A 21,954-nucleotide genomic window follows, 5' to 3' on the forward strand; every position below is an offset into this window, starting at 1 on the left:
GCTTTGCGTGGATCGCGAGCTGGGTCGCTCCCACTGGATTCCCGGTGATCAGTGGGAGCGAGCTTGCTCGCGATTTTTTTTGTGCAAAGCCCCGATTCTCGGCGCTTTCAGAGCTTTATAGAATTTTTGCTCTAAAATGACTGGCTGTTATTCTTGAGTCACAAATGTGACTGTAGAGGCCGCTTTTGGCTCTAGGCGACCCTTGGCAAAGCTGCTACTCTCGGCGCGCTTTGTGACTTCTCGGCCTTCTGTCAGCCAGATTCACCAATGACCAAACACCAATAATAATCGCATCAAATGCGGTGCTGAATTCGCGTTGCTGAGGAGTGGGCTTCCATGATCGAAGACTTTTGGAAGGATAAGTACCCAGCTGGGATTGCTGCCGACATCAATCCAGACGAGTATCCGAATATTCAGGCAGTGTTGAAGCAATCCTGCCAACGCTTCGCCAACAAACCGGCATTCAGCAACCTGGGCAAGACAATCACCTACGGTGAACTGTACGAATTGTCCGGTGCCTTTGCCGCGTATCTGCAACAGCATACCGATTTGCAGCCGGGCGATCGAATCGCCGTGCAACTGCCCAACGTGTTGCAGTACCCGGTGGCCGTCTTCGGTGCCATCCGCGCCGGGCTGATCGTGGTCAACACCAACCCGTTGTACACCGCACGGGAAATGGAACACCAGTTCAACGACTCTGGTGCAAAGGCCCTGGTCTGCCTCGCCAACATGGCGCATCTGGCGGAAACCGTGGTGCCGAAGACCGGCGTCAAACACGTCATCGTCACCGAAGTCGCCGACCTGCTGCCGCCGCTCAAGCGCCTGCTGATCAACAGCGTCATCAAGTACGTGAAGAAGATGGTGCCGGCGTATCACTTGCCCAAAGCCGTCAAGTTCAACGATGTATTGAGCAAGGGCCACGGCCAGCCAGTGGCTGAAGCCAGCCCGGCCAGCAGCGATGTGGCCGTGTTGCAATACACCGGTGGCACCACCGGCGTGGCCAAGGGCGCGATGCTGACCCACCGTAACCTCGTGGCAAACATGCTGCAGTGCAAGGCGCTGATGGGGTCCAACCTCAACGAAGGTTGCGAGATCCTGATCACGCCGCTGCCGCTGTACCACATCTATGCGTTCACCTTTCATTGCATGGCGATGATGCTGATCGGCAACCACAACATCCTGATCAGCAACCCGCGCGACCTGCCGGCGATGGTCAAGGAACTGTCGAAGTGGAAGTTCAGCGGCTTCGTTGGCCTCAACACGTTGTTCGTGGCCCTGTGCAACAACGAGGGTTTCCGCAAGCTGGATTTCTCCGCGCTGAAAGTCACTTTGTCCGGCGGCATGGCCCTGCAACTGGCGGCGGCAGAACGCTGGAAAGCGGTCACCGGTTGCGCCATTTGCGAAGGCTACGGCATGACCGAAACCAGCCCGGTGGCCACGGTCAACCCGATCCAGAACATTCAGATCGGCACCATCGGCATTCCGGTGCCGTCGACCCTGTGCAAAATCGTCGACGACGCCGGTGTCGAGCAGCCAATCGGCGAAATCGGCGAGCTGTGCGTGAAAGGCCCGCAGGTCATGAAGGGCTACTGGCAGCGCCAGGAAGCCACCGACGAAATGCTCGACAGCGAAGGCTGGTTGAAGACCGGTGACATCGCGCTGATCCAGCCTGATGGCTACATGCGCATTGTCGATCGCAAGAAAGACATGATCCTGGTGTCCGGTTTCAACGTGTACCCGAACGAGTTGGAAGACGTGCTGGCGACGCTGCCGGGCGTGTTGCAATGCGCGGCCATCGGCGTACCGGACGAGAAATCGGGCGAGGCGATCAAGATTTTCATCGTCGCCAAACCGGGCGTGACCCTGACTAAGGAGACGGTGATGGAGCACATGCGCGCCAACGTCACCGCCTACAAGGTGCCGCGCACGGTAGAGTTCCGCGATGCACTGCCGACCACCAACGTCGGCAAGATCCTGCGTCGGGAATTGCGCGATGAAGAGTTGAAGAAGATCAACGCGAAGAAAGCGACCGCGTAAACAACAAAAAGCCCCGCCGATGCGGTAATGCTGTTCATTTAAGGTCGAACACTGTAGCTGTGGCGAGGGAGCTTGCTCCCGCTGGGGAGCGAAGCGCCCCCCAAAATGGGACTGCTGCGCAGTCCAGCGGGAGCAAGCTCCCTCGCCACAGGTTACTGATTGCTCGCCCTATCTCTTAACTGAACAGCATTGCGCCGATGCGGGGCTTTTTGTTGCGTGCACTATTTTGTCTGTGGCGCTTTTGTGGCGAGGGAGCTTGCTCCCGCTCGACTGCACAGCAGTCGCGAAGCCGTTGAACCCGGTAATCCTGACGAAGCGCGGCTGCGGGTGTTGGGGCCGCTTCGCAGCCCAGCGGGAGCAAGCTCCCTCGCCACAGGTTACTGATTGCTCGCTCTATCTCTTAACTGAACAGCATTGCGCCGATGCGGGGCTTTTTGTTGCGTGCACTATTTTGCTCTGTGGCGCTTTTGTGGCGAGGGCGCTTGCTCCCGTTCGACTGCACAGCCGTCGCGAAGCCGTTGAACCCGGTAATCCTGACGAAGCGCGGTTGCGGGTGTTGGGGCCGCTTCGCAGTCCAGCGGGAGCAAGCTCCCTCGCCACAGGAAGCTTCCCTCTTCGCAAGAACAGGCGTTACAGGCGAAACGGTGCGAAATTGACGTTGGTGCCCGCCGGGCGCATGTCCTGCAGGTAAGAGTCCTTGTCGGCACTCAATTCCAGGCTCAGGGCCGCTTTGCGCTTGCCCTGGTTACGCACGACCAGCCCTTCGAGCTTCTCGCGCAGGAACACCGTCGGCACTTTCAAATGCAGCAGTTCGTCGGTGTCCGGGGTGTGCATCAGCAGGTGAATCCACTCGTACTGACCAATGGCCAGGCGTGCCACCGGAATATCGAACCACCAGATGTTGCGATTGCGGTTCAGTTCGGTGAAGTGGCAGTTGTTGACGCCAAGCACAGCACCACCAAGTTCCTGGTTTCTGCGGGCAATGGCCTGCTTTTTATCGAGTTTCATAACATTCCTGCGGGGATTGGATCTTCAGCGCCACGGCGCCAATACGTTGCGCATTCTCGGGGGTTGCCGGGCAAACATAAAGCCCAACCTGCATTGCGCGATGAAATGTCGTGCTGAAAATAAATGAAACTCCGCGTAAACGCTCCCGGTCAACCCTGTGTAACGACTTTTCCTCCCATTGAAATATACGCAGGAGATTCATCATGGGCAGCACAGGCGATAAAGTGAAAGGCATGGCCAACGAAGCCGCTGGTAACGTCAAGCAAGGCGTCGGCAAGGCCACCGGTAATGACAAAATGCGCGCCGAAGGCGTGGTCCAGGAGAAGAAAGGCGAGGCCCAGCAAGCGGTCGGCAAGGCCAAGGACGCCGTGAAAAAAGGTGTCGACAAGGCCTGATCCGGCCGTTGAAGACGTCTCGAGACGGCCATCCACAGATGGCCGTTTTTGTGTCAGCCTGAACTTGATGGATGAAATTGTTTCAAAGTCGCCAGGTAGGCTACTTTGATGAAAGAAAACGGCCCCTGAGTCGCCACGACTACAACCCCACCCTGTTTGCGGCGAAAGGAGACGCTAATGATTTTCCCGGACATGAAAGGTCTGCCCATCCACCGTGTGATGGTGCGCACGGTCACCGAGTTCGTTGACGACGAGATGTCGACCTATGCCTCGGCGCTGGCCTATCAAATGCTGTTTTCGCTGTTCCCCTTCATTCTGTTCCTGATCGCCCTGATCGGTTTCCTGCATCTTCCGGACTTCTTTTCGTGGTTACGCCTGCAATCGGAACTGGTGTTGCCGCCCCAGGCCCTGGAGCAGGTGAACCCGGTGATCGACCAGCTCCAGCAGTCCAAGGGTGGCTTGCTGTCGGTGGGTATCGTGATTGCCCTGTGGACGGCTTCGGCCGGCGTGCGCTTGATGATGAGTGCGATGAACGCCGCTTACGACGTGGTCGAAGGTCGCCCGGTATGGAAGCGTTTTCCGCTGTCGATCATCTACACCGTCGGCATCGCCGGCATGCTGCTGATCGCGGCCGCGTTGATGGTGCTCGGGCCGCAAGTGATGAGCTGGATCGCAGCGCAAGTCGGCCTCGAGTTTTTCATCGTCACCCTGTGGACCATCGCGCGCTGGCCAGTGATCGTGATTCTGTTGATGGTCGCGGTGGCGCTTATCTACTACGTCATGCCTGACGTCAAACAGGAATTCCGCTTCATCACCCCAGGTTCGGTGCTGGCGGTGGTGGTGTGGATCATCGCCTCGCTGGGCTTCGGTTTGTACGTCAAGGAGTTCGCCAACTACAACGCCATGTATGGCAGTATCGGCGCGATCATTGTGCTATTGCTGTATTTCTATATTTCCGCCGCGGTGCTGTTGCTCGGTGCGGAGATGAATGCGGTGATCGAGCACATGTCACGCGAGGGCAAGGACCCTGGCGAGAAAGTTGCTGGCGAGCAAGGTCCCGTCCACGAAGAAAAACAGCACGTGTCGGGACTGGGCCGTGATCATTCACAACCCAAACCAACCATTGACGAAACCTGACCATGATTCGTGAAATCCTGAAAATGGGCGATGAACGCCTGCTGCGCATTGCCCCGCCAGTGCCTGCCGACATGTTCGACAGCCCCGAGTTGTGGCAACTGATCGACGACATGTTCCAGACCATGGAGAGCGTGGGCGGCGTCGGTTTGGCTGCGCCGCAGATCGGCGTTGATCTGCAACTGGTGATCTTCGGTTTCGAGCACAGCGAACGCTACCCGGACGCCGAAGCGGTGCCGCAGACGATCCTGATCAACCCGCTGATCACACCACTGAGTCCGACCCTGGAAGAGGGGTTTGAAGGCTGCCTGTCGGTGCCGGGCCTACGCGGCGCGGTGGAGCGTTATCAACACATCCGCTACGAGGGTTTCGATCCCAAGGGGCAACCAATCGTCCGTGTTGCATCGGGGTTTCATGCGCGGGTGGTGCAGCATGAGTGCGATCACTTGATCGGCCGGTTATATCCATCGCGCATCAGCGACTTCAGCAAATTCGGCTTCACCGAAGTGATGTTCCCGGATCTCGATCCGAATGCGGATGACTGACCAGCGGTTCCAGACCCATGGCGATCATTGGTTTGCTGCGTGCATAGCGACTCAGGCGCTCGACCATCGCGTAGGGCATTGGCGGATCAAAGGTAAAGCCGCGACGCTCATAAAAGCCCCGCAAGTCCGGGTGACAGAACAGCCATACCGGTAATTCGCAATCCTTCACCGCCGCGGTAATCAACGCGGCGGCGATGCCTTGTTCACGACTCGCCGGATCGACGAACAGGCCGGTCAGCCAATGCCCGCCAGATACCGGGCGCAAACACAACGCGCCGACGATGTCGTCGCGCCGGGCCACCCACAATTGCGCGTCGCGAACCGCTTTCATTGACGATTGATGAGCGCGGTAGAACTTGTTCATCAATGGCCAAAGCGGCTCATCGAGTCGGGTGAAATGGGTATCGGGCATGGTCTCGGGCTGTCGGTGCGCAAAGCGGGCGATTATAAAAGAACGCGGCCTCAAGGATAGGTGTATACCTGATCTCACATCCCCTGTGAGTGGAGTACGCATCATGTCCAAAGGTATGGATTCAAAGAAAGCAGACAAGAAAAAGCCGGCAAAAACCGCTATCGAAAAGCGCGCCGACAAGAAAGCCAAAAAGGTCAATGTGTTCGGGCATTGAGCCTGCGCTGACCGATCGCTCCCGCGCAATGCGGGAGCGATCACGTGGAAAATAGTGTGCAACAAATTTCTGCGCCGTGGCTCAGACGGCATGGGTTCCTGATCAGGGCAACGCCCCGTTCCACAAGCCGATACTGCCTTTACCGATCTTGGCGCCCGTCATCGCCCATCGTTTGATTCCCTCCACGCTGAATCGTTTTTGTACCCAATACTGGCCGACTAGTGGCCTTGCAAGCCCTACGCCTCTGGCTATGCTGACGGATAACTAACCATGTCGACCGCAATGTGATGGTTAGTATGCAGAGTGCGCAACCCAAGGCACCGACACACGTCATTGGAGCTGTCCGGGAAAAGGAATTTTCTTATGAACACGTTAGGGCTGGCCCGCCCGCGGGCTATCAAGAGAAGGATGTCTTGATGAGAGTGTCGCAACAAGGACCCTCCGATTGAACATCATTAATCACCTGACTGGTCCTTCCTGATTTTGGAGGGATGCGTGTGCCTGTTCTGTGGAACGTAGTGGTGGATTTGAAAGACCAGCAACTTTCAATAAGTCAAAAGACCGCGCATAGGGTGATACGACCATGTTTAACCTACATCACAAGGCTGACCTGCTGGAAATCGAACGCTTCAGTTGCGCGCTGACCGAGGCCAATGCCAGGTTGGCGGCGGTCAGTCGTTCGATGGCGATGATTGAATTCACCCCCGAGGGTATCGTCCTCGATGCCAATGAAAACTTCTGCAGCGTCATGGGTTACGGCGCTGAAGAAGTTCGCGGCAAGCACCATCGGGTGTTCTGCGAAGAGGCGCTCTACCGCAGCGAGGAGTACGCCAGATTGTGGCGTGACCTGGCCCGTGGCGAGCCGGTCAGCGGTACCTTTTTGCGCCTGGACAAGAGCGGCAAGGAAATCTGGCTCGAAGCCAGCTACATGCCGGTATTCGGCCCCGACCGGCAGGTGCGAAGCGTGATCAAGGTCGCCACTGACATTACCGAGAAGGTCAACAAGGAACACGAAAACGCCAGCATGCTGGCCGCCATCGGCCGCTCCATGGCAGTGATCGAATTCACCCCGGAAGGCCGGGTGATCACCGCCAATGAAAACTTCCTGAAGACCATGCAGTACTCGCTCAACGAAGTGATCGGGCAACACCACAGTCTGTTCTGTCACCGCGCCGAAGCCGAGTCGTCCGCCTACAAGGCATTCTGGGCTTCGCTCAACCGCGGCGAATATCACTCGCACCGTTTCGAGCGCAAGAACAAGCAGGGTCAGACGGTTTACCTCGAAGCGTCCTACAACCCATTGTTCGATACCAAGGGGCGGCTCTACAAAGTGGTGAAATTCGCCAGCGACATCACCGCCCAGATGACCACCCTGCAAACCGCTGCGGAATCGGCCCACAGCACCTCAGTGCAAAACGATGCCTGCGCACGTAAAGGTTCCGAGGTGGTGCAGCAAACGGTGCAGATCATCCAGGACATTTCCAGGGACCTGAACCAGGCCGCGCTGAGTATCGATGCGGTGAGCAAACAATCGGACATCATCGGCACCATCGTGCAGACCATCCGAGGCATCGCCGATCAGACCAACCTGCTGGCGCTCAACGCCGCGATCGAAGCTGCTCGCGCCGGCGAGCATGGACGGGGTTTTGCGGTGGTGGCCGATGAAGTGCGCAGCCTCGCGGCACGGACGAGTCAGGCGACGCTGGAGATTGTCGACGTGGTGCGCAAGAACCACGATTTGTCCTTGAGTGCCGTGTCGAGCATGCAATCGAGCCTGAGTCGAACAGGGCTCGGGGTGGAACTGGCAAACGAGGCGGGGGAAGTGATTCTGGAAATTCAACAGGGATCGCGGCACGTGGTGGATGCGATCAGTCAATTCAACTCAACCTTGCAGTTGAATTAAGGGCAACAAATAAAGAAGGGTCCCGGTAGAGGGACCCTTTTTTATCTCTTCATACACCTCAAAGCGAAGCGACCAGTTGGTCCACGGCCTCAGCGCCCGGCTTGTCGTGACGTTCGTTGGCTTCTTCGGCCTTGGCCATCTTCATCTTGTCTTCCATGCGCTGGGCAATCTCTTCACCGATCGCTTGCTGTTTCTCCGGCGGCATGGCGTCGACCTCTTCCTGCGTCAGCCCCATTTCCTCAAGGATCGCATCACGCATGCGCTGCTCCGGGGTTTTGCTCATGTAGTCCTTGAACTCTTCCGTTGCTGAACCGCTACCGATCCGGTCCTTGACGTCATCCGGCAGCGGGGCATACACCGCTTGCAGATTCACGCGGGTCTTGGCGAACGCCTCATCGACGTTGTCGCTCACCTTCGCGGCCTCGCTGACCTGTTGCGTGGCAACTTGAGTGGCGGATTCCTGAACCTGCGTACCGGCTTGCGTGGTTTGCGCCTGCACGTTGTTTTGCAGGGCCTGGGCCATGACGCTTTGAAGGCCGGCAGCGGCTTCGGCGGTTGGATCTTCACCAGGGCGTTTGGGGATCGGGGCTACCAGGTTTGATTTTGCACTGACCAACATGAGAAGAGACCTTGTAGGTGTTTGTGGTGCGGTGCCTGGAGCAAATAGTATGCCTTTAATAAAAAGCTTATTTATATCAATTGGTTAGCGTTTAACTAAATCGCTGGCGAGGCTGTTGTGCGGTCAAACCTTGCCGCGCGGCGGCAGCGTTCGACCGCATGGCCATCAATGATGGGCGATAGCGCGGGACCGCTCAAGGCAAGCCATTACAGCAATGCTTGAGGAAACCCGGGCGCTGCGCCAGGCGCTTGAAATACTCATCGATGGCCGGGTAATCGGGGCGCTCGATCGGCGTCATCAGCCAACGGTTGATCGACAGGCCGATGACGATATCGGCCAGGCTAAACCGCGCGCCGGCGACGTAAGCCTTGGTGGTCGCGAGTTGGTGTTCGAGGATGGCCATTTTCTGGTTCCAGCCACGTATGCCGACTTCAATGCGATGGGCGTCCTGATATTCGGGGTCCTTGCGCACCAGCGCCATGAACGCGTAGCTCCAGGCTGCATTGAGATCGGTGGCCTGCCAGTCCATCCATTGCTCTACCCGGGCGCGGGCGGCCGGTTCGCCGGGCAGCAACTCGTGATGGTGTTGGTGTTTGCCGGCCAGATAGCGGCAGATGGTGTTGGACTCCCACAACACCCCCGCCTCATCGATGATCACCGGGACCTGGGCGTTGGGGTTGAACCTGAGAAACTCGGGGCTATGGGTCGAGGCAAACCCGCTGCCCCAATCCTCGCGCTCGAAGGACAAGCCCAGTTCCTCGCAGGTCCACAGCACCTTGCGGACGTTGATCGACGAGGCTTTGCCGAGCACTTTCAGTGAATGGTCCATGTTGCTACTCCATCAGCGAATAAGGCGTCTGGAAATCATACCTCACGCACCGTATGGAAATGTTTGAGCCGGCTTGCTGGCGATAGCTGTTATCAGGCGAAATCGATGTCGATGGTCAAGTCGCCATCGCCAGCAAGCCGGCTCCTTTGCAGACATGAGCGGTGTCGTCAGGTGCTTTCTCGCACCTTCAGCTCAAACCCCATGTCCTGGACGGGCCTGGCCACCGTGTTGCCGGCCATCAGGGTCAACATCTGTTCGGCTGCGCGACGGCCGATCGCTTCACGCGGGGTGTTGATGCTGCTCAGGCGCGGCACCATGTGCGCCGACGCCGGCAGGTCGTTGAAGCCGAGGATCGCCACCTGTTCGGGGATTTTGATCCCGTGGCGCATGGCTTCAAGCAACGCGCCCTGAGCCAGGTCGTCGTTGCCGAAGAAGATTGCATCGACATCCGGATGGCTGGCGATCATCTGCAAAAACAATTCGCCACCCAGGCCTACGGAAGACGGGCGTGGGGTCAGCACTTCCAGGGCCGGGTCGTACAGACCGGCCTTCTGCAGAGCGCGGCGGTAACCTTCGCCGCGCAGCAAGGTGCGCTGGTCCAGTTGCGCACCGATGTAGGCCAGGCGCTTGCGACCACGGGATAGCAGGTGCTCGGCGGCTGTCTCTCCAGCGGCCAGTTGCGAGAAGCCGACGCAATTAAGGCCGGCGGCGCTGTCCAGCTCCATCATGTACACGCAAGGAATGTTGCTGGCTTCGATCATCCGCCGCGAGCTTTCGGTGCGGTCAAACCCGGTCAGTAACAAGCCGCGCGGCTGATAGGCCATGTAATTGCGCAGCAGGTTTTCTTCTTCGTCGCGGGAATAATGGAAGTTGCCGATCAGCACTTCGAAGCCCTTGGGACGCAAAACCTGATGAATGGCTTCCAGGGTGTCGATGAACAGCAGGTTGGACAACGACGGCACCAAAACCACCACCGAATGGCTCTGGGCCGAGGCCAATGCACGGGCGGCAGGGTTGACCACATAGTTGAGCTCAAGTGCGGCTTTCTGGACTTTTTCCACCAGTTCGGTGGCCACGCTGCTCACGCCGCGCAAGGCGCGCGAAGCGGTAATCGGGCTGACACCGGCCAGGCGTGCGACTTCGTTCAGAGTAGGGCGGCCAGTGGTGCGGGTATTTTTATCGTTTTTAGTTGGATTCATCGACGGCTTGCCAAACAAAATTCAAGGCACTAAGGTAGCGCTGTCTCGATGCAGCTGCAAATGCGTGAGCGGGGGTTCGCCTGATCCTCGCTTTTTGGCGTTGAGACCGAACATGCTGCAACCCATAAAATGACAAGAAAGGCGTCGGCAACTTCTGCTTTTGTTTGAGTGTCATAGCTGACAAAGGTAGCGCTGTCTGCGCGCTGAGGTGTTACATGAATCATCCCATCACCGCCCTGGTCATCATGGGCGTTGCCGGTTGCGGCAAGACGTGCGTCAGTGAAGCCCTGTGCCAACTGAGCGGCGCCACTGCCATTGAAGGCGACTCTTTCCACCCTGCCGCCAATATCGAAAAGATGAGCGCGGGTATTCCCCTGAACGACGAAGACCGTGCCGGCTGGCTCGACAGCCTGTGCGATGAATTGCGCCGCATTGACGCCAAGGGCCAGCGCCCGGTGCTGACGTGCTCGGCGCTCAAGCTTATTTACCGCGAACGTCTGCGCAGTGCCTTGCCGGGCCTGGGCTTTGTGTTCCTGGAGCTGACCCCCGAAGTCGCCGCCGACCGTGTTTCCCACCGGCCGGGCCACTTCATGCCGTCGACCCTGATCGACAGCCAGTTCGCCACCCTCGAATCCCCCGTCGGCGAGCCATTGACCCTGGCCCTCGATGCTTCGAACCACAGCGTTGATGAACTGGCCGTCCAGGCTCACCACTGGTGGCTCGAGCATGGCTTGAAGCGCGCCGGTTAATTTTTTGCTTGCAGAGATAGCGCTGTCCTTATGGCTTTCGAATTACCCGCTTTAATAACAACAACAACCAGGAGACACCCCTAATGTTTGGCATGTCCCACGAGACGTTCCTGCTGCTCGATGCAGTGGTCACGGTGATCGGGCTTATCGTCTTGATTACCAAGTTCAAGTTGCACCCGTTCCTTGCCCTGATCATTGCCGCCGCCTTCCTCGGGCTGACGTCCGGCATGCCGATCGGCACGATCATCAAGGCGTTCCAGGACGGCTTCGGTGGCGTGCTCGGTTTCGTCGGCATCATCCTGGCGCTGGGCACCATGCTCGGCAAAATGATGGCCGAGTCGGGCGGGGCAGACCAGATTGCCCAGACCCTGATCCGCGCCTTCGGCAAGGACAAAGTGCAGTGGGCCATGATGTTCGCCGCGTTCCTGGTGGGCATTCCGCTGTTCTTTGAAATCGGCTTCGTGTTGCTGATTCCGCTGGTGTTCATCGTTGCCCGTCGCACTGGCGTGTCGATCATCAAGATCGGTATCCCGCTGCTGGCCGGCCTGTCCGCGGTACACGGCCTGGTGCCGCCGCACCCGGGCCCGCTGCTGGCGATTGGCGTGTTCGGTGCCGACATCGGTAAAACCATTCTTTATGGCCTGATCGTGGCGCTGCCGACCGCGATCATTGCCGGTCCGATCTTCGGTACGTTCATCGCCAAGCACATCCCCGGTCATCCGAACCAGGAGCTGGTGGATCAACTGGCCCGCGAAACGGATTCGGCTGCACTACCAAGCTTCGGCATCACCCTGGTGACCGTGCTGCTGCCGGTGTTCCTGATGCTGCTCAAGACCTTCGCCGACGTGGTGCTGCCGGAGGGCAACATCTTCCGTTCCTTCATGGACCTGATCGGTCACCCGATCTCGGCATTGCTGCTGGCTTTGCTGCTGTCGCTGTACACCTTCGGCTACAAACAGGGCATCGGTTCCAGCCAAATGATGAAATGGCTGGACGCGAGCCTTGCGCCGACCGCCGCGATCATCCTGATCATCGGTGCCGGTGGTGGCTTCAAGCAGATGCTGGTGACCAGCGGCGTGGGTGACGTGATCGGCCACATGGCGGTCAACGCACAGATCTCGCCGATCCTGCTGGCGTGGTTGGTGGCGGCGGTGATTCGTATTGCCACAGGTTCGGCAACCGTAGCGACCATCACTGGCGCGGGCATCGTGGTGCCGGTGGTCGGGATGATCCCGGGTGTGAACCGTGAGCTGCTGGTGCTGGCGACCGGTGCCGGCTCCCTGATCCTGTCCCACGTGAACGACGCCGGTTTCTGGCTGGTCAAGCAGTACTTCAACATGACCGTGGCCGAAACCTTCAAGACCTGGACCGCGATGGAAACCATCCTGTCGGTGGTGGGCCTGGGCTTTATTCTGTTGTTGTCGCTGTTCGTTTAAGCGATTCGCCAGATACAAAAAAACCGCAGCGATGCGGTTTTTTTGTGGGTGATCAAAACTCAACGTTGATCACTTTTGTGGCGAGGGAGCTTGCTCCCGCTCGGCTGCGAAGCAGTCGCAAACCCGGTCAAGGCGTCCTGGCTGAAGAAATGCGGTGACCGGTTTCGGGGCCGCTTCGCGACCCGGCGGGAGCAAGCTCCCTCGCCACAGGATCGTTGTTGTCACAGGTATCGGAGTTCAGGCGTTGGGTTTGGTGACCAGCCCATCCGCCCGGAACATCCCGCGAATCCCGCGCACGGCCTGACGAATCCGATCCTGGTTTTCGATCAGCGCAAAGCGCACATGATCATCGCCATACTCGCCGAAACCCACACCCGGCGAGACGCACACCTTGGCCTCAGCCAGCAGCTTCTTGGCGAACTCCAGCGAGCCCAGATGCGCATAAGCCTCGGGAATCTTCGCCCAGACATACATCGACGCCTTCGGGTTTTCCACCATCCAACCCAATTCATGCAGGCCTTTGACCAACACGTTTCGGCGCTGCCGGTACTGTTCGGCGATGTCGCGCACGCATTGCTGATCGCCTTCCAGTGCGGCAATCGCCGCCACTTGCAGCGGGGTGAAGGTGCCGTAGTCGTGGTAGCTCTTGATCCGCGCCAGGGCGTTGACCAGCTCCGGGTTGCCGACCATGAAACCGATGCGCCAACCGGCCATGTTGTAGCTCTTGGACAGGGTGAAAAACTCCACCGCAATGTCCTTGGCGCCCGGCACCTGCATGATCGACGGGGCTTTCCAGCCGTCGTAGACGATGTCGGCGTAGGCCAGGTCATGCACCACCAGCACGTCGTACTGCTTGGCGAGGGCGATGACCCGTTCGAAGAAATCCAGCTCCACACATTGTGCGGTCGGGTTGGACGGGAAGCCCAGAATCATCATTTTCGGTTTCGGGATCGAGCCGCGAATGGCCCGCTCCAGTTCCGCGAAGAAATCCACGCCCGGCACCAGCGGCACCGATCGCACCTGGGCGCCGGCAATCACGGCACCGTAGATGTGAATCGGGTAGCTCGGGTTTGGCACCAGCACCGTGTCGCCCTGGTCCAGAGTCGCCAGCATCAAATGCGCCAGGCCTTCCTTGGAGCCGATGGTGACAATGGCTTCGCTTTCCGGGTCGATGTCGACCTCGTAGCGTTCCTTGTACCAGTTGGAAATCGCCCGGCGCAGGCGCGGAATGCCCTTGGACGTCGAGTAACCGTGGGTGTCTTCGCGCTGGGCGACCTGGACGAGTTTGTCGACGATGTGCGGCGGCGTGGCGCCGTCAGGGTTGCCCATGCTCAAGTCGATGATGTCTTCGCCACGACGTCGGGCGGCCATCTTCAGCTCGGCAGTGATGTTGAAAACGTAAGGGGGGAGTCGATCTATGCGCGCAAAGCGGCGCGGCGAACCTTGTTCGGCCATTGTTGCCTCGGATAACGTAAGCGCCCGGAACCGTCCGAGCGACGCTGGTCACTGTGGTGACCTGTGGCGGAATGTAAGGGCAGCTGTGGCAGACTGTCCAGCCTCAAAATAAACAATTTTTTCCGAAGGATAGGGTTAGATGGAATTTACCAGCGGCTTCTTGCTGAGCCTTTCGCTGTGCCTGGACATCGGCGTGGCCAACATTGCGATGATCACCCTGGCGATGCAGCGCGGCTATTTTCAAGGCTTTGCGCTGGGATTGGGCACCTGCGTCGGCGACCTGATCTACGCCGTGCTGGCCCTGGCGGGCATGACCGTGTTGCTGCAATACGAAACCGTGCGCTGGGTGTTGTGGATCGGTGGCTCGGCGCTGCTGGTGTACTTCGCGGCGAAGATGATTTATTCGGCGATCCACCATGAAGCGCTGCTGGCGGAGACGGCAGAAGTCGGGCACAACTCCCATCGCAAAGAGTTCTTTCGCGGGATCTTCCTGGCCATGTCGTCGCCCAGTGCGATTCTCTGGTTCGCTGCGGTGGGGGGCACGTTGATCGCCCGTTCCGGTGGCGGTGGCGCCCTCAGTTCCGCGCTGTTTCTCGGCGGTTTTCTCTGCGCGGGGATTCTCTGGTGTGTCGGCCTGTGCTTTGCCGCAAGCCACGGCGGCAAGTTGCTCGGCGACAAATTGCTGCGCTACTCCTACATGGCATCGGCGGCGATCTTCTGCTATTTCGCGGTGTACGTGATTCTATCGGGCTACAACGAGTTTGTTGGCACAGGCGCCGCCGAGCAGTTGCACGCACTCTAACCGGGCGAACCGGGTTTGGCTTCTATACTCCCAGCCGAACCCACTTTTTAGCTTCAGGAGTCGAGTCATGGATGAGCAAACACGCGTCGAAGTGTCCGAACCCCGTTTTGAGCACGGGCATTTCCTGCTGATTGCCGGGCTGGGTGGCCGATTTACCCAAGAGACAACCCAAGGCATTCCCGCACTCTGGGAGAAATTCATTCCCGAGATGGGCAGGATTCCCGGTCAAAAAAGCGAAGTAACCTACGGCATCTGTTGCAATCCGGATGGCAAAGGGGGATTCGAGTACATCGCCGGCGTCGAGATCGACAAGCTTGACGACCTGCCAGACAAGTACCGTTGGGTCGAGATTCAGGCTCAGCATTACGCGGTGTTCGAGCACAAAGGCTCGCTGGATCAGTTGCCCGCGACCTTTCAGTACATCTGGAAAATCTGGTTGCCGCAGTCCGGTAAAGAAGCGGCGGATGCCCCGGAGTTCGAACGCTACAGCGAAGACTTCAACCCGAAGCTCAACACCGGCAAGCTGGAAATCTGGCTGCCGATCAAGGCGTAATCCATGCATCGAGTGGCGGATCGGGAGATTCGCCACTCGATGTCACGCGGCTGCTGATTTAACATTCCCCAACCTATTCTTCGTTGACCCCGAGCTGCCATGAACACCGTTATCCGCAATGTCACACCGGCCGACCTGGACCGCTGCTACGCCATTGAAACCATTGCCTACGAAGGTGACGAAGCCGCGACCCGTGAGAAAATCGCAGCGCGCATTGCCACCTGGCCCGAGGGTTTCATCGTTGCCGAAGTGGACGGCGTGGTGGCCGGTTTCATCAATTCGGGGGCGGCGTTCCAGGTGGAAATGTCGGACGAAGCGTTCAAGGAATTGATCGGCCACGACCCGGACGGGCCGAACGTGGTGATCATGTCGGTGGTGGTGCACCCGGATTATCAAGGGCAGGGGTTGGCGAAACGTTTGATGGGCGAATTCATCGAGCGCATGCGTGCGCTGGGCAAAACCAGCATCCACCTGATGTGCAAGGAACGGCACATTCCGCTGTATGCCGGTTTCGGTTTTGCCTACATCAAGCCATCGGCGTCTGACCATGGCGGCATGGCGTGGCATGAGATGCTGCTCAATCTCTGAATCAATACAAAGCCCGGTGGGTAGCCTAGAAAATCATTCCCATCCGCCGCTCATAACCAATCCGCCCCTTGTACGCCTCGCCACTGTCGACAAAGCCATATTGGGCATACAAGCCAATGGCCGACGCATTGTCCGCATCCACCGACAATTCCAACCCGCGAATCTCCGGCCAGGCCAAGCGCGCCGCCTCGGGCAGCGCTTTGAGGCAGGCCTTGCCATAACCTTTGCCTTGGGACCGTTGGTCGACTTGCAGCGCATGCAAGGTGGCGCTGTGTTCATTGGCCCAGGCCGGAAGCGCGGGTGGGCGCTTGAGCAGCAGGAAGGCCACGGGAATGTCTTCGGCCAGCAGGGCAAATCCTTTGACGCCCGGGCCGGGCTTGGACAACAAGGTGTGCAAGGCACCGTGGATGTCACCGGAGAACTTTATTTGCTCGGGATGTACTTCAATGGCTTCGACCTGCAGGCGTTGCTGCGCATTCAGGCTTTCATACGGCACGAGTCGGGCTGTCACTGGAGTGTCCTTTTTCCATCATCTATTGAGTCTCGGATTCTAGCGATTCCGGCGATCTGGATTATTTTTATTTCACCTGTCGATTCACCGGATCGCCAGACGACTAAGGGTGTCTTCCCATAAAAACCACGGAGAACCACCATGAACTCGCAAACCCAGATCCAGAACCTGATCGACAGCTATCGCCAGGCCGTCATGTCCAAGGACGTGGAAAAAGTCATGGCGCTGTATGCCGATGACATCGTCTCCTTCGATGCGGTCAAGGCGTTGCAATTCAAGGGCAAGCCCGCCTACCGCGCCCATTGGCAGGAATGCATGCAAATGTGCCCCGGCCCGCACATCTTCGAGTTCCACGAGGTCACCATCGAGCCGTCTCAGGAAATCGCTTTCGCTCACTGGCTGGCGCATTGTGGTGGCACCAATGAGAAAGGCGAAACCCAGGCCTGCTGGATGCGCGTCTCGCAGTGCTATCGTCAGGCAGCCGGGTTGTGGCAGATCGTTCATGAACACTGGTCGGCGCCGTTCGACATGCAGACCGGCGCACCGCTGTTCGACCTCAAGCCCTGAAGTTTTTTATCGCAAACAGCGCCAAAGTGCCGACCCGCGGCCATCGTTGTTCCGTTCGATAAGGAGAGCGTGATGAAGTATTTATGCCTGGTCTACAGCGATGAGCATTTGCTGCATTCGTTGCCGGAAAGCCCGCACGATTCTGAGTGCATGGCTTATGCCGAGTCGATCCAGGGCAGCGGCCGGATGGTCGCCGCCGAGGCGCTGGAGTCCGTGCAGACCGCCACCACGGTGCGCATGCGCAACGGCAAAATGTCGATCACCGACGGCCCGTTCGCCGAAACCAAGGAGCAATTGGCCGGGTTCTACCTGATCGATGCCAAGGACCTCAACGAAGCGATCCAGGTGGCCGGGAACATCCCGGCGGCGCGGGTCGGCAGCGTTGAAGTGCGCCCCGTGCGCCAGCTGAATCCTTGAATGATGGTGGTTGCGGCGGTCAAGGCGCGGGTCGAGCAGGTTTATCGTGAAGAGTCGCGGCGGATTCTGGCGACATTGATTCGCTTGCTCGGCGACTTCGACCTCGCCGAAGAGGCCTTGCACGAGGCGTTCTTCGTCGCGGTCGAGCGCTGGCAACGGGACGGCGTGCCGGATAACCCGCGCACCTGGCTGGTGTCCACCGGGCGTTTCAAGGCCATCGACGTGCTGCGTCGACGTGCGCGGTTCAATGCTTCGCGGCCATTGTTGCTGGCGCAACTGGAAGAACTGGAGCAGGCCGACTGGAGTGACGAAGACGTGGAAGACGATCGCTTGCGCCTGATCTTCACCTGTTGTCACCCGGCATTGGCAGCGGATGCCCAGGTGCCGCTGACCCTGCGGGAAGTCTGCGACCTGACCACGGAAGAAATCGCCCGGGCCTTTCTCTCGGCGCCGGCGACCATCGCCCAGCGCATCGTGCGTGCCAAGGCAAAAATCCGTGACGCAAAAATCCCCTATCAAGTGCCCTCCCTGGCGGAACTGCCCGAACGCCTCGACAGCGTGCTGCGGGTGATTTATCTGGTGTTCAATGAGGGTTACTCCGCGTCCATCGGCGCACAAGTGACCCGCGAAGACCTGACGCGCGAGGCGATTCGCCTCGGCCGGTTATTGATGGAGTTGCTGCCGGAACCGGAGGTCATGGGCTTGCTGGCCATGATGCTGTTGCACGAGTCGCGGCGGGTGGCCAGAACCTGCGCGAACGGCGAGTTGGTTTTGCTGGATGAACAGGACCGAACGCTGTGGGACGGCGAAATGATTGCCGAAGGTTGCAGCTTGGTGGAAAGGGCACTGAGCAGCCGCCGATTCGGTCCGTATTGCCTGCAAGCGGCGATTGCCGCAGTACATGCCGAAGCGCCGTCGGTGGATGAAACCGATTGGGAGCAGATCGTCGGGCTGTATGACGTGTTGCTGCGGGCGGTGCCTTCGCCGGTGATCGAGTTGAACCGGGCGGCGGCGATTTCCAAGCGCGATGGGCCGATGGCGGGGTTGATCCTGGTGGAGGCGATTCTGGCGCGCGGTGATCTATTGGATTACCACCTGGCGCATTCGGCTCGGGCGGAGTTTTGTCGGCAGTTGGGGCGGGTGGAACAGGCGCGGGAGGCGTATGAGCGGGCCTTGGCGTTGACGCAGCAAGCGCCGGAGCGGCGGTTTATCGAGGGCCGGCTCAAGGCGTTAAATTGATGTGAGCGCACTGGCCCTATCGCGGGCAAGCCCGCTCCCACCGTGTCGGGTGGTGTTTCATCAATTTGCGACCAATACAAAAACCTGTGGGAGCGGGCTTGCCCGCGATGAGGTCAGTAGATTCACCACTATTCCAGCATCTTTCCCAGCAACCAACTCCCCGCCGGCCCCGGCGGATGCAGCCGCGACCACAGCGCATCCACTGACACCGTTTTCGGCCAGCCGCGCACCTGCAGCTCTTGCAAGGTCCCCGGCCCGAAACGTGCCACCAGCCAGCGCGGCAACGGCGCCCAGCCAAAACCGCCCTGAGCCATTTCCAGCAGCATCAAATAACTCGGCGCCGACCAGACGCGGCCCTTCGCCCGGCTCTCATACGGGTTGACGATGGTCGCCAGGCGCAATTCGCGGTGTTGCTGCAGCACCTCCTGATCAATCTGATCCAGCGTGGCCAACGGATGCTGCGGCGACACGAACAGGGCGATTTCCGTGCGTTCGTCCACCGTCGAGTTGACCAGGTCCGGTGGATAGCTGTCCTGCATTTCTGCAAAGGCAATCTGCGCCCGGCCGCTTTGCACCAGCGCCACCAAGTCATCGCATTCGGCGATCAGGCATTCAAGCTCCAGGTCCGGATAACGCTGCTCGAACGCACTGAGCGAAGCTTCGAAGCGGTCGGATTGATAGGTGTCGGAAAGCGCCACAGTCAGTTTCGCCTCGACCCCTTGGGAGAGTTGGCTGGCGGTCATTTCCAGACGACTGGTGGCGGCCAGAATCTCCTCGGCCCGTTGCAGCACCACGCGCCCGGCCGGCGTCAGCCCGGGTTTGCGGCTGCTGCGGTCGAATAACGTCAGGTTCAGGTCGATCTCCAGGCTGGCCACTGCCGCGCTGATGGTCGACTGACTACGGCCCAGCTTGCGCCCGGCGGCGGAAAAAGAACCCTGGGTGGCGGCTTCGACAAACGCCAGCAGCACTTCATGCGAGGCCATGAACTATCGTCTTGATCGATGGTTATTGGTTATGAAGTATCGGTCGGACGGCGGATCATGGCAACCATCGTCACCCAAGGGAGTCAGGCCATGAGCGCCAACAAATCCATCACTGAACGTATCTTCCAGGCCATCGGCTTCGAATTGCTGGCCATTCTGATCTGTACCCCGTTGCTGGCCTGGATCATGGACAAACCGATGCTGGAAATGGGCGCCGTCACCGTGGTCATCGCCGTCTTGGCGCTGGCCTGGAACGTGGTCTTCAACGGCCTGTTCGACCGGGTGCTCAAGCGTTTCGCCATTGCCCACAACGCCTGGGTCCGTGTGGTGCACGCGATGTTGTTCGAAGGCGGACTGGTTGCCCTTGGCGTGCCGTTGATTGCGTGGTGGCTGAACGTCAGCCTGTGGCAAGCGTTCCTGCTGGATATCGGGGTGCTGCTGTTTTTCCTGCCGTACACCTACGTTTATCACTGGGCGTATGACGTGGTGCGCGAGCGGGTGCTGTTGAACCGGGTGGTTTGTTGAGGTGTGGAGAGGGAGCAAGCTCCCTCTCCACAGGGTTGTGCTGGCAGCGACTTACAAGAACATCCCGCCCGACGCTTCAATTCGCTGCCCGTTAATCCACTGGCTCCCCGGTGCGACCAGCAAGGCAATCGCGGCGCCAATATCGTCAGGCCGACCGGCGCGACCCAACGCCGTGTTGCCCGCCACCATCTTGTTCACCTCGGCGTTATCACGCACGGCGCCGCCACCGAAATCGGTTTCGATCGCACCGGGGGCAAGGATATTCACGCTGATGTTGCGTGCACCCAGCTCCTTGGCCTGGTAACGCGTCAGCACTTCCATCGCACCTTTCATCGCTGCATAGGCGCCGTAGCCCGGCAGACTGAAACGAGCCAGACCGCTGGAAATATTGATGATGCGTCCGCCGTCATTGAGCAATGGCAGCAGTGTTTGCGTGAGGAAAAACGGCCCCTTGAAATGGATATTCACCAGCAGGTCGAACTGTTCGACGGTGGTGTCGACGAAATTCGCATGCATGCCGATCCCCGCGTTGTTGATCAGGAAGTCGAAGTGCTCGCGGTCGAACTGGTCGCGCAAGACAGTCGCCAGTTGAGTGGCGAACGCGGCGAACTGCTCACTCTTGCCGACGTCGAGTTGCAGCATGGCCGCACGGCCACCGAGGCTTTCAATTTCGGCGACCAACGCCTGGGCCTCATCGGCGCGGCTGTTGTAGGTGCCGATGATGTCGACGCCCTGGGCGACCAGATGCAAGGCAGCGTTCTTGCCAAGGCCACGGCTGGCGCCGGTGATGAGTGCGATTTTACGGGTCATGGGACTTCCTCAAGTGCAGTGGACAGTGGGTGTGAGGAAGTTTATTTATCCGCTACAGAGTGATAAATATGCGCAAACCGGAATCACTGGTCGGTTTAGTCGAACAATAAAGGTCAGGCCCATGAACAAGCTGGAACTGCTGCGCACCTTCGTCCGGGTCAGCGAGATGTCGAGTTTCACCCTCGCCGGGGAAAGCCTGGGTCTGCCCCGATCGACGGTGTCCGAGCATGTGCAGGCACTGGAAGCCTTGCTGGGTACGCGCCTGTTGCAGCGCACCACGCGCAAGGTCCAGGCGACCCAGGACGGTTTGGTGCTGTACGAGCGCAGCAAGGACCTGCTGTCGCACATGGATGAAATCGAAGGCCTGTTCCGTCAGGACGAAGCCACCTTGGTGGGGCGCATTCGGGTCGATATGCCGAACATTCTGGCCCGGCGCGTGGTGATGCCGCGCCTGCCGGAGTTCACGGCGCGTCACCCGCTGCTTGAGCTGGAAATCAGCAGCACCGACCGGCGGGTAGACCTGCTCGGTGAGGGTTTCGATTGTGTGGTGCGGGTGGGGGCGCAACCGGATCAATCGGTGGTTGCGCGGCATCTGTGCGACTTCGCCATGGTCAACTGCGCCAGCCCCGGGTATGTGCAGCGCTACGGCATGCCGCAGACGCTGGAAGATCTGGCGCAGCATCGGCTGGTGCATTACGTGGGCGTGCTGGGCGCGCGTTCGGAAGGTTTTGTCTATGAGGTCGATGGCAAGGTGCAGCGGCTGCCGATGGCCGGCAGCATCACGGTCAACAGCACCGACGCCTATGAGTCGGCGTGCCTGGGTGGTTTTGGTCTGATCCAGGCGCCGCGAATGGGCATGCGCAAACATCTGCTGGGCGGGGAATTGGTCGAGGTGTTGCCGCAGTTCAACGCGCCGTCCATGGAGGTGTCACTGCTCTACGCCCGCCAGCGGCATTTGCCGTTGCGGGTGAGGGCGTTCATGGATTGGTTGGGGCAAGTGGTTCAGTCAGCCTCATAAGCTGCG

24 protein-coding genes are annotated in these 21,954 nt (G+C 59.2%); 15 read left to right on the forward strand and 9 right to left on the reverse strand.

Features of this window, described 5'->3' with window-relative positions:
- The first annotated feature begins 336 nt into the window (after window positions 1-336).
- Window positions 337-2,037, forward strand: coding sequence for a long-chain-fatty-acid--CoA ligase FadD1 (gene fadD1 / locus KHO07_RS06400; protein WP_212626733.1), 1,701 nt, complete (start codon window positions 337-339; stop codon window positions 2,035-2,037).
- Between the two features lie 630 nt (window positions 2,038-2,667).
- Here fadD1 and KHO07_RS06405 read toward each other — a convergent pair.
- Window positions 2,668-3,045, reverse strand: a complete 378-nt coding sequence (locus KHO07_RS06405) for a hypothetical protein (protein WP_150733653.1) — start codon at window positions 3,043-3,045, stop codon at window positions 2,668-2,670.
- Window positions 3,046-3,248: 203 nt separating this feature from the next.
- Here KHO07_RS06405 and KHO07_RS06410 point away from each other — a divergent pair, with 203 nt between their 5' ends.
- From KHO07_RS06410 to def, 3 genes are all read left to right on the forward strand, one after another.
- On the forward strand, window positions 3,249-3,440 hold the full coding sequence (locus KHO07_RS06410) for a CsbD family protein (RefSeq protein ID WP_046816634.1): 192 nt from the start codon (window positions 3,249-3,251) through the stop codon (window positions 3,438-3,440).
- 177 nt (window positions 3,441-3,617) lie between these two features.
- Window positions 3,618-4,577, forward strand: a complete 960-nt coding sequence (locus tag KHO07_RS06415; protein WP_150733652.1) for a YihY/virulence factor BrkB family protein — start codon at window positions 3,618-3,620, stop codon at window positions 4,575-4,577.
- A gap of 2 nt (window positions 4,578-4,579) precedes the next feature.
- Window positions 4,580-5,119 carry a peptide deformylase gene (gene def, locus KHO07_RS06420; RefSeq protein ID WP_150733651.1) on the forward strand — a complete coding sequence of 180 codons (540 nt, stop codon included), beginning with the start codon at window positions 4,580-4,582 and terminating at the stop codon, window positions 5,117-5,119.
- Here the strand turns inward: def and KHO07_RS06425 are convergent.
- Window positions 5,073-5,531, reverse strand: a complete 459-nt coding sequence (locus KHO07_RS06425) for a GNAT family N-acetyltransferase (RefSeq protein WP_212626734.1) — start codon at window positions 5,529-5,531, stop codon at window positions 5,073-5,075. The two genes, def and KHO07_RS06425, sit on opposite strands and share 47 nt — an antisense overlap.
- A 797-nt stretch (window positions 5,532-6,328) precedes the next feature.
- On the opposite strand from KHO07_RS06425, the gene KHO07_RS06430 reads away from it, so the two are divergent.
- Window positions 6,329-7,648: a PAS domain-containing methyl-accepting chemotaxis protein gene (locus tag KHO07_RS06430; RefSeq protein ID WP_150733649.1), complete on the forward strand. Its 1,320-nt coding sequence runs from the start codon at window positions 6,329-6,331 to the stop codon at window positions 7,646-7,648.
- 58 nt (window positions 7,649-7,706) lie between these two features.
- Here the strand turns inward: KHO07_RS06430 and KHO07_RS06435 are convergent, their stop codons facing one another.
- The 3 genes from KHO07_RS06435 to KHO07_RS06445 form a co-directional block, all read right to left on the reverse strand.
- Entirely contained in the window at window positions 7,707-8,267 is a 561-nt protein-coding gene (locus tag KHO07_RS06435; protein ID WP_212626735.1) for a hypothetical protein, read from the reverse strand.
- A gap of 193 nt (window positions 8,268-8,460) precedes the next feature.
- A complete protein-coding gene (locus KHO07_RS06440) occupies window positions 8,461-9,096 on the reverse strand; it encodes a glutathione S-transferase (RefSeq protein WP_150733647.1) in 636 nt (211 codons plus the stop codon).
- A 167-nt stretch (window positions 9,097-9,263) separates the two neighbouring features.
- A complete protein-coding gene (locus KHO07_RS06445; protein ID WP_150733646.1) occupies window positions 9,264-10,295 on the reverse strand; it encodes a LacI family DNA-binding transcriptional regulator in 1,032 nt (343 codons plus the stop codon).
- A 215-nt stretch (window positions 10,296-10,510) separates the two neighbouring features.
- On the opposite strand from KHO07_RS06445, the gene KHO07_RS06450 reads away from it, so the two are divergent.
- Window positions 10,511-11,044 carry a gluconokinase gene (locus KHO07_RS06450; RefSeq protein ID WP_150733645.1) on the forward strand — a complete coding sequence of 178 codons (534 nt, stop codon included), beginning with the start codon at window positions 10,511-10,513 and terminating at the stop codon, window positions 11,042-11,044.
- An 83-nt stretch (window positions 11,045-11,127) separates the two neighbouring features.
- A complete protein-coding gene (locus KHO07_RS06455) occupies window positions 11,128-12,480 on the forward strand; it encodes a GntP family permease (RefSeq protein WP_150733644.1) in 1,353 nt (450 codons plus the stop codon).
- A gap of 237 nt (window positions 12,481-12,717) precedes the next feature.
- Here KHO07_RS06455 and alaC read toward each other — a convergent pair whose 3' ends face one another.
- Window positions 12,718-13,935, reverse strand: coding sequence for an alanine transaminase (alaC, locus tag KHO07_RS06460; RefSeq protein WP_212626736.1), 1,218 nt, complete (start codon window positions 13,933-13,935; stop codon window positions 12,718-12,720).
- 139 nt (window positions 13,936-14,074) lie between these two features.
- Between alaC and KHO07_RS06465 the strand changes: the two genes are divergently transcribed.
- From KHO07_RS06465 to KHO07_RS06475, 3 genes are all read left to right on the forward strand, one after another.
- The gene (locus KHO07_RS06465) at window positions 14,075-14,737 is read left to right on the forward strand and encodes a LysE family translocator (protein WP_150733642.1); all 663 of its coding nucleotides are present in this window, start codon (window positions 14,075-14,077) and stop codon (window positions 14,735-14,737) included.
- A gap of 67 nt (window positions 14,738-14,804) precedes the next feature.
- Window positions 14,805-15,290, forward strand: a complete 486-nt coding sequence (locus KHO07_RS06470) for a GyrI-like domain-containing protein (RefSeq protein WP_212626737.1) — start codon at window positions 14,805-14,807, stop codon at window positions 15,288-15,290.
- A 99-nt stretch (window positions 15,291-15,389) separates the two neighbouring features.
- Window positions 15,390-15,878, forward strand: coding sequence for a GNAT family N-acetyltransferase (locus KHO07_RS06475; RefSeq protein ID WP_150733640.1), 489 nt, complete (start codon window positions 15,390-15,392; stop codon window positions 15,876-15,878).
- A 25-nt stretch (window positions 15,879-15,903) separates the two neighbouring features.
- Here the strand turns inward: KHO07_RS06475 and KHO07_RS06480 are convergent, their stop codons facing one another.
- Complete coding sequence (locus KHO07_RS06480) at window positions 15,904-16,389, reverse strand: GNAT family N-acetyltransferase (RefSeq protein ID WP_212626738.1); 486 nt, start codon at window positions 16,387-16,389, stop codon at window positions 15,904-15,906.
- A 141-nt stretch (window positions 16,390-16,530) separates the two neighbouring features.
- Between KHO07_RS06480 and KHO07_RS06485 the strand changes: the two genes are divergently transcribed.
- From KHO07_RS06485 to KHO07_RS06495, 3 genes are all read left to right on the forward strand, one after another.
- Window positions 16,531-16,956: a nuclear transport factor 2 family protein gene (locus tag KHO07_RS06485; protein ID WP_150733638.1), complete on the forward strand. Its 426-nt coding sequence runs from the start codon at window positions 16,531-16,533 to the stop codon at window positions 16,954-16,956.
- Between the two features lie 72 nt (window positions 16,957-17,028).
- Window positions 17,029-17,373, forward strand: a complete 345-nt coding sequence (locus KHO07_RS06490) for a YciI family protein (protein WP_056852587.1) — start codon at window positions 17,029-17,031, stop codon at window positions 17,371-17,373.
- A 3-nt stretch (window positions 17,374-17,376) separates the two neighbouring features.
- Window positions 17,377-18,612, forward strand: coding sequence for an RNA polymerase sigma factor (locus KHO07_RS06495; RefSeq protein WP_212627590.1), 1,236 nt, complete (start codon window positions 17,377-17,379; stop codon window positions 18,610-18,612).
- A gap of 128 nt (window positions 18,613-18,740) precedes the next feature.
- On the opposite strand, the gene KHO07_RS06500 is transcribed toward KHO07_RS06495, so the two are convergent.
- Entirely contained in the window at window positions 18,741-19,595 is an 855-nt protein-coding gene (locus KHO07_RS06500; protein WP_212626739.1) for a LysR family transcriptional regulator, read from the reverse strand.
- Between the two features lie 90 nt (window positions 19,596-19,685).
- Between KHO07_RS06500 and KHO07_RS06505 the strand changes: the two genes are divergently transcribed.
- On the forward strand, window positions 19,686-20,120 hold the full coding sequence (locus KHO07_RS06505) for a multidrug/biocide efflux PACE transporter (protein WP_150733933.1): 435 nt from the start codon (window positions 19,686-19,688) through the stop codon (window positions 20,118-20,120).
- Window positions 20,121-20,171: 51 nt separating this feature from the next.
- On the opposite strand, the gene KHO07_RS06510 is transcribed toward KHO07_RS06505, so the two are convergent.
- Entirely contained in the window at window positions 20,172-20,930 is a 759-nt protein-coding gene (locus tag KHO07_RS06510; protein WP_212626740.1) for an SDR family oxidoreductase, read from the reverse strand.
- A gap of 121 nt (window positions 20,931-21,051) precedes the next feature.
- On the opposite strand from KHO07_RS06510, the gene KHO07_RS06515 reads away from it, so the two are divergent.
- Window positions 21,052-21,948: a LysR family transcriptional regulator gene (locus KHO07_RS06515; RefSeq protein WP_212626741.1), complete on the forward strand. Its 897-nt coding sequence runs from the start codon at window positions 21,052-21,054 to the stop codon at window positions 21,946-21,948.
- Window positions 21,949-21,954 lie beyond the last annotated feature (6 nt).

It is taken from the genome of Pseudomonas sp. PP3 (genome assembly GCF_905336995.1).
GTDB lineage: Bacteria > Pseudomonadota > Gammaproteobacteria > Pseudomonadales > Pseudomonadaceae > Aquipseudomonas > Aquipseudomonas reinekei.